The sequence below is a fragment of the Zobellia roscoffensis genome (assembly GCF_015330165.1).
GTDB classification, from domain to species: Bacteria; Bacteroidota; Bacteroidia; order Flavobacteriales; family Flavobacteriaceae; genus Zobellia; species Zobellia roscoffensis.
This window is the reverse complement of record NZ_JADDXT010000002.1, coordinates 4,130,959-4,144,137: the sequence shown is the minus strand read 5'-3', so window position 1 is coordinate 4,144,137 and position 13,179 is coordinate 4,130,959. Positions and strand designations below refer to the sequence as shown.

Annotated in this window: 5 protein-coding genes; 4 read left to right on the top strand and 1 reads right to left on the bottom strand. The window is 36.3% G+C overall.

Features of this window, described 5'->3' with window-relative positions:
- Nucleotides 1-145: 145 nt before the first annotated feature.
- Nucleotides 146-4,291 carry a hybrid sensor histidine kinase/response regulator transcription factor gene (locus tag IWC72_RS16745; RefSeq protein ID WP_194530563.1) on the bottom strand — a complete coding sequence of 1,382 codons (4,146 nt, stop codon included), beginning with the start codon at nucleotides 4,289-4,291 and terminating at the stop codon, nucleotides 146-148.
- Nucleotides 4,292-4,570: 279 nt separating this feature from the next.
- Between IWC72_RS16745 and IWC72_RS16740 the strand changes: the two genes are divergently transcribed.
- From IWC72_RS16740 to IWC72_RS16725, 4 genes are all read left to right on the top strand, one after another.
- Nucleotides 4,571-6,451: a right-handed parallel beta-helix repeat-containing protein gene (locus tag IWC72_RS16740; protein WP_226979609.1), complete on the top strand. Its 1,881-nt coding sequence runs from the start codon at nucleotides 4,571-4,573 to the stop codon at nucleotides 6,449-6,451.
- Between the two features lie 195 nt (nucleotides 6,452-6,646).
- Nucleotides 6,647-9,742: a SusC/RagA family TonB-linked outer membrane protein gene (locus IWC72_RS16735; RefSeq protein WP_194530561.1), complete on the top strand. Its 3,096-nt coding sequence runs from the start codon at nucleotides 6,647-6,649 to the stop codon at nucleotides 9,740-9,742.
- A gap of 11 nt (nucleotides 9,743-9,753) precedes the next feature.
- Nucleotides 9,754-11,487, top strand: coding sequence for a RagB/SusD family nutrient uptake outer membrane protein (locus IWC72_RS16730; protein ID WP_194530560.1), 1,734 nt, complete (start codon nucleotides 9,754-9,756; stop codon nucleotides 11,485-11,487).
- Nucleotides 11,488-11,510: 23 nt separating this feature from the next.
- Entirely contained in the window at nucleotides 11,511-13,172 is a 1,662-nt protein-coding gene (locus IWC72_RS16725; RefSeq protein ID WP_194530559.1) for a hypothetical protein, read from the top strand.
- The last annotated feature ends 7 nt before the right edge of the window (nucleotides 13,173-13,179 follow it).

Genomic DNA, 13,179 nt, shown 5'->3' with positions numbered 1-13,179 from the left:
ATAGTTGTTTAAAGTTGAAGATTCATTCGCTCAGTTTTCTTCAATTTTAAACGGGCTGATTTAACGGGAGGAGGTCAATGTTCAGGTACATAATTCGTTCAGATTCCTTTTTTTTTTATATATTATTAATGAAAATCATAAGAAACTACACATCTTGCTTTACAGCATATTTTCCAGGTGTGGTCTTATACATTTTTTTAAAAAGGTTGGTGAAGTGGGTTCTACTTTTAAATCCAACCATTAAACATACCTCGCTAACTGAATAATTGTTTTTTCTTAGTAAGTCTGCAGCCTTTTTTATTCTATAATCTTTCATCAATTCCATTGGTGTTTGATTGGTTATGGATTTGACTTTTTGATAAAATTGAGTTCGGTTTATGTATAGGTTTTTAGCAATTTGGTTAAAATCTAAATTTGCATTATCCAGGTTGTCATCCATAAGTTCATATAGTTTCTCCATAAATATGGCATTGTCCTTACTTGTTTTGTTTGGTGCTAAGACTAATGGCATATTCATTTGAAACCTCTCTCTTAATTGTTTTCTATTTTGTAATAAAGATTCTACAGATGCTATCAAATGTGCGGTATTAAACGGTTTTTTAATGTAAGCATCGGCTCCATCTTGAACGCCTTGTATCTGTTCGTTCATTGTAGTGCAAGCCGTTAGTAATATAACTGGAATATGACTGGTTTTAATATCTGATTTAACGGTTTTACATAATTGTAATCCGTTAATTAAAGGCATTAAAAGATCACTTATTATAATATCTGGCCATACCTCTTTCATGGCTTCAAGACATTCTTTTCCGTTTGAAAAAGTAGTGACTATAAAGAATTTGGAAAGGACCTCAGAGATAAACATTTTCATTTCAATATTATCTTCTACTAGAAAAACACTGGAATTTTCAAATTGTTTGTCTGCATCAAGAATTGCATCATTTAAGAGTTTAGAGAAGTTTGTTTCAATAAGATTCGCTTCAGCTTTTTTTTCGGCGTTTAGAATCATTTTAACTTTTTGTTCTTCAATATCCACTTCGGTTTTTTCATGAATTACAGGTAACGAAATATTTATATCAGTTCCAGTACCTAATTCACTAGCGGCCCATATTTGTCCATAGTGCATCTCTACAAGTCTTTTAGAAAATGAAAGGCCAATTCCGGATCCTCCAATATATTCAATCTGTTTATGTTGCGATTGGTAGAACCGTTTAAATATATGTTCAACATCATCTTTTTTTATGCCTTGCCCAGTGTCACGAAGGGTAATAAGTAGATTGTTGTTTTTGCATTTATAAGAGAACCTTATAGTGTCTGCTTTTCTAGTAAATTTAAAAGCATTGTTTAGAATATTGTTTAGGATTTTTTCTAGTTTGTCCTTATCTGCTTTAACATATACTTCGGATACGTTTTCTTTCTCAAGCAATAGTGTTTTTTGTTCACTTTCGGCCATGAGCTCATAATCGGTCAACAACTCTTTAATGAACGAATCAAAATCAAATACGGTATATGTAAGTTTTAGAACTTGAGCTTCTGACTTTTGGAAATCCAATACCTGATCAAGTAATCCAGATATTTTGTTTGTTTGACGTTGAACAAGCTTAAATTTTTTAAACGAATCAGGGTCGCTGGCATAACGGTCATATAGTATTTCCAAGGGACCATTAATTAAGGTTAAAGGCGTTTTTATTTCATGGGAAATATTAGAAAAAAACCGAAGTTTTGAAGCATTTAACTTTTTAACATTGTCAATTTCTATTTTATCTATTTCTATTGCGTGATGCATGGATTGCATTTTCAATTTTATAATTAAAATAATGTAAACTATAGCTACTAGGGCAAGAACATAAAGTAGAATTGCCAAGTTTGTTTTCCAAAATGGAGGAGAAATATTAATCTGAAGTGTTTTTTGAGGAGTCCACTTGTTAAGCGTGTTAGAAGCCATTACCTTTAGCTCATACGACCCTGGTTGTAAACCATTGTAAGCTATTTTTTTTTGGTCTGATGGGGTCAATATCCATTCTTCATTAATTGGAGAGAGTTTATATTTTAAATAATGACTTTTAGCATTTGAATAATGCAATGCGTTTACTTCAACTGAAAATACATCTTCATTGTATTTTAGGTCTATGGTCTGCGTTTCACCCAGCCTTTTATTGAGTAATATTCGTCCGTTTATAGAATCTCCCGGTGATATATTAGAATTAAACAAGCTTAGCGATGCAAACTCTAATTTGGGCAATGGTTCGTCATTAGGTAGGTGATTTGGGTTAAAGTAACAAAACCCGTTAATACCGGAAAAAATAAACTGTCCGTTGTCAAGAACCACGGCACCATAGTTAAAATCCTCAAAAGGTAACCCGTCTTTTATAGTGAACTTTCTAAAGCTTTGATCCGTAGCACAAAATTTGTTAAGCCCCACATTTGTAGAGACCCACAGATTATTACTATGGTCCCACAGAAAATTTTTAACCACATTATTGGACAGTCCCTGTTTTTCAGAAAACGATATGAATTTAGGTGTTTTGTGACTGTTTTCTACTTTGACTATACCGCCACCTTCAGTACCTAACCACAACTCCCCATTAGGTATACGTTTAATACAGCTAACAAAATTGCTCGGTAATGAGGTGGTATCCTGTCTATGGTTAATATAGTGTTGTATAGGTACTTTTTTAAGTGATTTCTCTGTGGTCAAATCTAATCTCAATAGTCCCTCGGTGTCTGTGCCTACCCATGCGTAATTATATATTTCATCAAAATAAAGACTCCGTATCATAGTAATAGGCTTGCCCTTTAGTAAAGGATTGGTATTGAGAGATTCTATCTCTTCTATGTTTTGGTTTTTATCAAATACTATTTTATATAGCCCACTTTTGTCTCCGATCCATAAATTTGCTTGTTTGTCCTTTAGTATGATGTGCGGTAATCGGTACAAGCCCAAAGAAGGTATTAAATCAGAGTTTATTGTAGTTAATAGTTTACCCGTTGGTGAGATCTTGGTAATACCTTTTGTTCCGGTATACTTTAGCAAAATATTCTTATCACTGTCTACGGAAATCTGCACACCGCTTTCTTCCTGTTTTGATGAGATAGGAAAAGGGATTGGTTCAAATTTCTGAGATTCGGTATTCAATAAAGCAATACCACCGCTATTGGCAGTTAAAAAAGCCCTTTTACTGTCTAATGCTTCAATTTGTATAATTTCATTGGACCACATCCCATTGGGATAATTCATTTTGGTATTATAGTAATTGAAAGGTGCGGGTTGAAGCTTAAATTGAAAAACACCTTTGTTGAATGTTCCGAACCAACATCCATTCTGTTCGGTTATTAATAAGGAACTGGTGCGTATTAAATCCGCTCCTGTTCTATAATAGGATTTCTCGTAAGAAAGATTGCTTATAAATGCATCCGCACTATTTATATGAAGCATACCGTCATTTTTGGTGCCTAACCATAAATTGTTTTGTTTATCAATACCCAAACAAGTAAAGGTTTCTTCATTTAATTCTCTTTTCTTAAGACTAAAAAGAAAATCATCACCTTGCTTTTCCATATGGATTACACCCAGCCCATGATTGAACGTGGTCAAAAATGTGTTTTCATTCGCTTTTATGATAGCACTGGAATAGGTTACTTTATTAGGTAAAACTTTTTTGAATTTTTTAGTTTTGAGATTAAAGAGCAATAGTCCGTAGGAGGATGCAAATAGATAATTATCACTCTCAAGATGTACTCCGTCATAGAAAGGGAGGTTTCTAACTGAATTGTCATGTAGTGGTGCCAGTTGTTTAATAAAACTACCATCTTCCTTAAAAATGAGTATTCCAGACTCTTCAGTTAAACAAATGACCCATTCGTTATATTTGTTGAAAACAATTTTACGTACAATTGGCCCTGAGCGAATTGACGCATTCTTGTGATGTGTATAGATATTTGAAAAACGTTCGTTTTGATAATTATATAGTGAAATGCCTTCATCCGTACCTATCCATAAATTACCGTTTCTATCTTCCGCAATAGTTCTTATACGGTTACTCGCTAGTATATCTTTGGATTTGTTTAATCGGTTTTTAAAAATTTTAAATTCATATCCGTTATAATGATTGAGACCGTCATATGTTCCAAACCAAATGTAGCCTCTAGAATCTTGGAGTATTGAGGTAATCCCGTTATGCTCCATTCCTTCTGAAATTGTAAACTGCTGGGAATAGTTCAGTTTATTCTTTTGTCCATTAACTACATAAAGGGAGCAAATTATTAGTATAGAGCAAAGTAATCGATTCAACATATTTTATTTTGACATTTGGTAACGTAAGAAATAGATACTAAGGACTTGTAATTATTAAGAATTTCTTGTTTGGTATAATTAGCTTAAAGATCAAATGTATTGAAGTATTGGTGTTTTTCAGGTATATAAAATATGTTTAGGGCTGTTTAATTGTTAATTTTTTAAGGTTTTTACTGTATAGTACTTTTTTTGAACTGATGAGTACAGTTCATGATTACATATTTTAAAGATTTACAGAAATATTAATTAACCCCAGCACTTATAATGAAAAGAAGATGCTTGAGTAACGCTATAGTTGCGATATTTTTCTGTGCAATATCTGTAAAATGTAAGAAAAATTCAGTTCAAAAAAATCGGGTATCTATTTTTTTTTCACAAGAAAATAGTAGTGATGCAACACCTGTTGTATTAGAGGAAATCTTAAAGGCCTCTCAGTACCCCATATCCGAAATAAAATTTGAACCAGGTACGTACCATTTCTATCCAGATAAGGCTTTAGAGAAATTTGTGCATATATCCAATCATAACGATGTACTGGTGCGTACGGCAATGCCTATATCAGGAATGAAAAATTTAACCATAGATGGCCAAGGTGCTAAGTTTGTTTTTCATGGTGTCATGATTCCTTTCCTCATGGAGAACAGCAGCAATATTACAGTTAAAAACCTGAGTATAGATTGGGCAGTACCGTTTCATAGTGAAGCCTTAGTCGTAGCCAGTGACGAGAAGAATAGAACTTTTGATATTAAAATATCCGAAGAATATCCATATGAAATACGGAACGGAAATTTAGTTTTTGTAAAAGAATACTACGAACATAGCTTGGGGCAGACTATACTTTATGACCCCAAGAGAAAGGCAATAGCTTTTGATACGGAATCTTATACCGATCTAACATATATATCTAGGAAAGCGGTACAGTATAATTCCGAAAAAATTAAATACAAGTATAAAACAGACCCTAGGGATTATCCTCAGAACAGGATTGGGGTTGAACAACGGTTGAGAGCCGAACAACTAGAGCCAGGACTGGTAAGAATCTTTAACCATGGAAAAAAAATGCCTCCTGTGGGCTATATCCTTACATCTAAGGGAGAACAGAGCGCCAATAGGCTTGCACCAGCATTTAGACTGGTTGATATTCATGGTTTTAAAGGTGAAAATTTAATTGTTCACCACGCCGGAGGAATGGGGTTTATTGCTGAAAACTCATCAAATATTCTCTTAGACGACTTTAACGTGATTCCCTCAAGTAATAGAATGGTTTCAACTACTGCAGATGCTACTCATTTTGTGGGTTGTAGCGGAGTTGTGGAATTGAGAAATTGCACCTTTAAAAATCAGTTGGACGATGCCATGAATGTTCACGGTAGCTACCAAGAGATTGTAGATGTTTTGGATGATTACCGATTGGGTGTCCGCATGGGCCATTTTCAACAGAAAGGTTTTAGTATAGGCAAAGAGGGAGACAAAATAGGATTGGTAAGACTGTCTGATTCATTTTTCCCTTATGACCGTAGAACCATAAAAAAGACCCAATCTATTAATGGTAGATACCATATTATCAGTTTTACAGAAAAACTTCCGAAAAACCTTGCTGTAGGTGACCTGATAGAAAATTTAAACGGATATCCTGAAGTACTGGTAGAAAATTGCACTATAAGCAACAACCGTGCAAGGGGTTTGTTGATTTCTAATCCAGTGAAAACGGTGGTAGACAACAATTACTTTAGTACAGAAATGGAGGCAATTTTAGTGCCGGTAGAAAGTAGCCACTGGTTTGAATCTGGCAATGCCGCTAACCTGACCATAAAAAACAATGTCTTTAAAGATTGTCAGCATAGTGGTTTTGATAGAGGAGTTATTCGCTTTGTAACCGATGATGATAATGACAATATTGCTTTTAAAAACATTCAAATAACGGGAAATACTTTCGACCAATTTGATAACCTCATCCTAGAAATCTCAAATACGGACGGGCTGAGTTTTACAGGAAACACTATTACCTCTTCTAATAATTTTAAGAAGCTCCACCCAAAGAACCCAGCAATAAAACTAAAATCATCCAAAAACATCACATTTCAAGGAAACACTTATAAAGGTGATGCCCAAAGAATTGTTGAAGCCAAGGGTGATATGTCTGAAATTCAATTCAATTAACTCTAAAACTAAAACTATGAACACTATGAGCAGCCTTTTTTCTCTTCTCGGTAAATTTTACCTCAGACCGGACTAGTAGTTGTGCAAACAACGTTTTAGTCCACTTGTTTCCGACTATCTATTTAACAATAGTTAGAAGCTAAAACCACTTCATGAAAATGTAGTCGGAAAAATTTATAACCAATTATAAGAACAATGAAAAAAACAAAACAATCAAAAAGTACTAGATTATGGCTTCTACAAAGTGTAGCCATTCTATTCTTTGTTTCCTATGGAGGAGGCAATCTACGGGCACAGGATACTGTTACCGGAGTTATAGTAGAGGAGGGTAGTGATTCTATGCCCATACCCGGAGTTTCGGTAATCAAAAAAGGTACAAAAGTTGGTGTTATATCCAATTTTGACGGAGAATATTCAATACCTGCTGAGCCGGGCGATGTCTTGGAGTTCAATTACCTAGGTATGAAGAGAAAAAGTATAACCGTTACGGGAACAACTCATAATATTACCATGGAAGCCGATGTTGAGAACTTGGAAGAGGTAGTAGTTGTAGGCTATGGAACAGTTAAAAAGAAAGAGCTCACCGGGGCTGTATCCAGTGTTAAATCAGAGGATATTGAAAATTTTGTAACATCAGATTTAGGGAACGCACTGCAAGGTCAGGCCTCAGGGGTAAATGTTATTAGTTCGGCACAACCAGGAGGGAGCTCAGAAATCTTAATTAGGGGTATAACCTCGGTTTCAGGAAGTAACACGCCACTATATGTCATAGATGGTATACCTCAGGCAGATGACCCTAGAATACCACCATCAGAAATAGAATCTATAGATATTTTAAAAGATGCGGCTTCAGCTGCTATTTATGGTACACGTGGAGCTTCGGGAGTGATATTAATAACAACCAAAAGAGGAAAAGCAGGTTCGTTACAGGTAAAGCTCAATGGTAGTTACGGTATACAGAAAATAACGTCCGGGACACCATTAATGAATACGCAACAACAAACCTATTTTAATCTTGTTAGAGATAGAAATGTTACGGGAAGCACGGACGATGTTACTGTTCTTGGCTTATCTAGAAGTCCACAAGGCTTTTTATATGATACGGATTTATCGGAATTGGTATTTGTAGATAATGCCGCTATACAGGATTATACCATAAACGTGTCCGGTGGTACACAGGATATAACATACAATGTGTCTTCTGGTTTCTATGAAGCGGAAGGAGTTATAATTAATTCCAACTTTAAAAGGTTTAACACCCGTATAAATACAATGTACCAGCATAAGCGGTGGAAAATAGGAGCAACGGCAGGTATGAACAAAGAAGAGGTAGAGAGGTCTCCTGGTGGAATCATAACTCAGACCATCCGGTATTATCCAACTCAACAAGGTTTACCGGATAATATTAATGAACCTATTGAAACCTTGGGAGGTGATGAATCGAACAGATTAGGTTGGGTTATTGATAGTTTTGACAATATAGATGTATCTAATACAACAAGAGCCTACGCTAATTTAAATGTTGATTATGAGTTGTTGTCCGGTCTAAATCTAAAATTTAGGGCAGGAATAAACGAAGCCAATGATTTTAGGGAAAAATTTAACGGGTATACTCCTGTTTATAATTCTCAAACTGGAGAATTGTTAAGCAATCCGTCCAATAGTTTTGTTGAAAACATTGCCAGTTATTGGTCTTCCTCTACTTATGATGGTATAATAACCTATAACAAAAAGTTAGAAGATAACAACATTACATTTACCGCTGCCGGATCCCGAGAAAGCTATGGGTATAAACAATTTACGGCCAAAAAATATGGTGTGGTCAGTAATGATGTGCAAGTACTTAATAATGCCACACTCAACCCCGATGCCAGATCGGGCTCCAATTATAAGAACAAGCTAATTGGAATTTTAGGGAGAGTTCAATATGACTATAAAGGTAAATACTTATTGAGTTCTAGCGTTCGTAGGGATGGATCTTCAAAATTTGGACAGGACTATAGGTGGGGTACGTTTCCTTCGGTTTCCGTAGGATGGAACGTTTCGGATGAAAACTTTTGGTCCTCTCTGAAACCGGTAGCCAACAATTTTAAAATAAGGGCAAGTAGGGGTACCGTTGGAAATCAAAGTTTTTCTCCTTACTCCTTTTCAGCAGGTATAACACAAGGTGTAGACTATGCTTTTGGTCCCGAAGGTGGAGATGTGCTGTCTTTTGGTTCTACACAAACAGAATTTGCGAATGCTGTTGTAAAATGGGAAACTTCAATTCAGAACAACGTTGGTATTGATCTGGGCTTTTTTGACAATAGACTTACACTAACTACAGAATATTATCAAACTAAAAAACAAGATATGTTATTCCCAATTGTATTGCCAGGCTCTACTGGTGGAGGGAACAATGCACAAGTAGTTCTTAATGTAGGTAATATGACCAACTCTGGTTTTGAGTTTGCCATGGGGTTCAATGATCGTATAGGTAAACTTAACTGGGGCTTAAACGGGACCTTCACAACCATGGATAATGAGATTACTAAAATAAACGGTGAAGGTGGTTTTCTATTTACTAATGACTATGGTCTAATTAGCGGAGCTACAACTAGTTCGCAAGTTACCGTACTAGCAGAAGGGCACGAAGCCGGAGCCTTTTTCTTGTATCCAACAAACGGTATTATCGATACTGCCGAAAAGCTTACGGAGTATCAAAACTTAGTTCCTAATGCCCAAATGGGAGATTTAATTTATGTAGACTCCGATGGGAGTGGGGATATTTCTGATGCAGATAGAGTCTATAGCGGTAGTGGGCTACCAGAATACGAAGTGGGCTTGAATTTAAATGCAGATTTTAAGGGTTTTGATTTTTCAATGCAATGGTACGGAGCCTTTGGGCATGAAATAATGAACGGGGCAAAAGCAACAGCTTATGGGTATGGCCGCCATAGAGATTTGGTTTATGCATGGTCCGAAGCAAACCCAAGCACTACAATTCCTGCTTATAGAGGAGACACAAAGTCACACCCCAATTTTAAGGGATTCACTGATCTTTGGCTGGAGAAAGGAGATTATGTCAGGTTAAAGGCACTCACCCTTGGGTATAGTGTGCCTAAAAGTATTTGCGATAAAATAGGCACATCAAAATTAAGGTTCTATTTCACCGCGCAGAATCCACTGACCTTTACTGATTATTCTGGTTACGATCCGGAAATTGGAGGAGGTATCAGTGCTAGGGGACTTGACAAAGGGAATTACCCGGTTACTTCTCAATATATTTTTGGATTAAATTTTAATTTTTAAACGCAATTAACATGAAACGAATACTTAGCATTCTAATCATGGTTGCCGCCTTAAGTGCATGTGAGAATCAAGAATTCTTGGCGGAGACCAATCCCAATGTAATCGCGACAGACAATTATTGGAAAAATTTAGACGAAACGGATAGTGGTGTAAATGCCATATACGCTACACTTTTAAATCATAATGTTCTAAGTCTTTTAGAGGAGTCTTGGCGTTCAGATATGGGCTGGCCGGGTTATGGAAGGCCTACTCCTGGAAACGAACAGGGAAGAACGTATTATTATAAAACGTATACCAATAGCGATAATTCCATAAAAAATAAATGGGAAGCTCTCTACCAGGGTATTTTTAGGGCAAATCAGGTTATTGAAGCCCTAAATAAACTAGAAGGTACTGTGAACGAAGAAGAGTGGACTGTTCAAATGGGGCAAGCCCGTTTTTTTAGAGGGTTATTTCATTTCTATTTACATACTTCTTTTAATGAAGGGAACATAATAATAAGAGAGAAGGTGCCCGTTACGCAAGAAGATTTTAACAAAGCAGTATCCGCGTCTGCGGATGTTATAGAATTTTTTAGAACAGACCTTAAGTATGCCTATACAAACCTACCATTACAATATGATGGGGGAGGTGCTACTATTGGGCGTGTTACTGCGGGAACGGCGGCCACCATATTGGGAACCAGTTTTTTATACGAAGAAGATTATGGACAAGCCCTTGTATATTTTAATGACGTAATAGACAATACTGAATATGGTTATGAACTGGTTGACCCTAGCCTTCTATTTACAAAGGAGGGGGAATTCAATAAAGAGTCGATATTTGAGATAGCTTACAATACGACCCATAGATCAGAATTGGGACAGTGGGATGAATTAAGCCAGACCAATAGACTAGCTACCCTTTTTGGAGGAGTCTATGTTTCAATGCCTGCATGGATTCAATACGAATACAAAACAGAACCCATGGATCCTCTTGATGACAGAAATTTTTACATGGACATAATTAATGGTAAAACTATGCGGAATGTACCCTTAAGAGCTTCTCATATGGTAACCTTGGTAGAAGATGAACAAACCCCATTCTATCTTAACTATAATGTTAGTGAGAAAATGAAGAAAAGCGCTACAGGGTGGGGGTTTGGTCATTGTAAAAAGTATTTAAATTCAGACCATTTAGAAGATGAGAATGATAATCCTGAAGGGGGATGGAATTCCGGGAAAAATGTGGTTATAAACCGTTTGGCCGATGTCTATTTAATGAGAGCTGAATGCCATATAAACACGGGGAATATAACTGATGCTATTGCAGACATCAACAAGATAAGAGAGAGATGGGGGCTAGTTCTTTTGGGTAATCCGTTAGATTCTGAGCATACTTATGACAATGTGGTTTATACACCTCAATCTCTAATGAACCATCTAATGTATACGGAAAAACCTTTAGAATTATCAAATGAAGGTTTTTCTATTAGATGGACGGATTTACGTAGATGGAATATTGCCAAAAGTAATTTTGAGCGATTGGCTAAAGAAGAGTATTACGCTGTTGATTATGAATATCACACCCTGCTAGGCAAGGCGGAAACGAGCGATGCATCAATACAGATCGGACCAGAACCTGAAAACTTTAAAATGAAAGTTGATTTTGAATATGATTTAACAAGTCAAAATTATATTCCGGAATTACATGATTATTTACCTATTCCATTGAGCGAAGAAACAAGTAATTCTAGTATCAATTAACGTCAATCATTAGAAAATATATTATGAAAAAAATAGAACTATTAATAGGTTGTTTTATACTCCTTTTAAGTACGGCTTGTCAAGACGATGATGAATATGTGGCACCAGATACTTTATCTGATATTTCTTGGTACACCAGTATTCATCCTGGTGGTCTTTATGTAAAAACTACGGGGCAGTATATTTCCTTTATGGATACAAGCCAAGGCGCATTAACACATGAATGGAGTATTGATGAAGGGACTCATTTTTTAAAAGGTCAGTTTAGCAGTAATGATTCCTTACCTCTTTTTATCGATCCTGATGTGCAAAAATTATCGGATAAGGAAACAGTCCATGTTTTGTTTACGGAAGAAGGAGAAAAACGGGTTTGCCTCAAAAACACGTTTTCGGAGAAGGTGGTTTTTCAATCAGAAGAAGGTCCTGTTGAGTCTGTAAAAGAAGGAGATCTATGGGTGTTTACTAGATGTTTTGAGGTAGATGTTATTCAAGATAAGTTGCAGCCCAGCTTTAAGGTCTATAAGGGCGAAGAGGAAATTTTGAGTGTCTCAGAAGATGATATGCCGGATTTATCCAATTCGGAAACATGGCCTATTATTGATGTTGAAGTAAATACGTCATTAAAATTCGTAGACCTTACTACAGTTGGAAGACCAAATGCAAGAACGTGGAATATTTCCGGGACTCCTGGGTCTTCTAATGACTCAATAGTTGAGATTACCTTTTTAAAATATGGTACGTTAACGAACGTGGGGTCATTGGTGTCTCAAAGAATAGATCCGCTACCGGTTGGGACTACTTCCAAGCCAATACCGTTAAGAGTAAATGTAATAGCTTCTTCTGCTCCTTATGAGATATTAGGAAACGTAATGGAGAATGAAGAAGAACTACTTAGTCTACAGTTAACAGGGGGTGTTATGGCATCTTCGTTAGCAGGTGAAAATGTCAATTTTACGGTACATGTTAGCAACAGTGTTTCTGGTTTTGAACAAGATATAGCTGTTGAATCTTTAGGGGTGAGAAGTGATGATGATACATTTTTAGAGCTGAGGTTGGCAGAGCCTATATACAATACTGATAAAATTTTGGTCTCTTACATAGGCGGAAATATAAAATCTACGGATGAAAGGATTTTACAGCCTTTTACAGAGAAGGCCGTTAGTCCATATTTTGAGGAAAGCCTAGTAGGGAACGATCCGCGTTTTAGTTTTGAGACGGAAGAAGATCGGGGTAATGGAGGAAACACTGCTGGTTGGTGGAGTCAACATAAACCTTCTTTCTGGAGTACCGATGAAATTGCAACTGCTGCTGGTAGCCGAACTATGCGTTATGAAGTGGATGCCTATGAAAACGTTCCTGGTAAATCAAACCTATGGGGTCCAGGAGATTCTTTTACAAGTCCAATTCCTGCTGGGAGTTATCGTATTGCTATGAAATTCTATAGACCTTCAGGCTCTACGGTATATGCTTTACGTACTATTGTAAACCCACCTTGGACTGTACTTCAATGGAATTTTGATGATATACCTAATGATGAATGGGTGACCTATTATCATGATATAACTACGGACGGGCCAATGGATAAATTTGATATTCAAATGGAGGCGGCAGATAACGTAGCGGTAAATGGACCTCAAACTTTTTATATAGATGATATTCAAATACTAGCTTTAGAACCAAGATAGTAACGTC

Coding starts and splice junctions, on each gene's coding strand:
- IWC72_RS16730 (WP_194530560.1), top strand. CDS start 9,754: ATGAAACGAATACTTAGCATTCTAATCATGGTTGCCGCCTTAAGTGCA.
- IWC72_RS16725 (WP_194530559.1), top strand. CDS start 11,511: ATGAAAAAAATAGAACTATTAATAGGTTGTTTTATACTCCTTTTAAGT.
- IWC72_RS16735 (WP_194530561.1), top strand. CDS start 6,647: ATGAAAAAAACAAAACAATCAAAAAGTACTAGATTATGGCTTCTACAA.
- IWC72_RS16745 (WP_194530563.1), bottom strand. CDS start 4,291: ATGTTGAATCGATTACTTTGCTCTATACTAATAATTTGCTCCCTTTAT.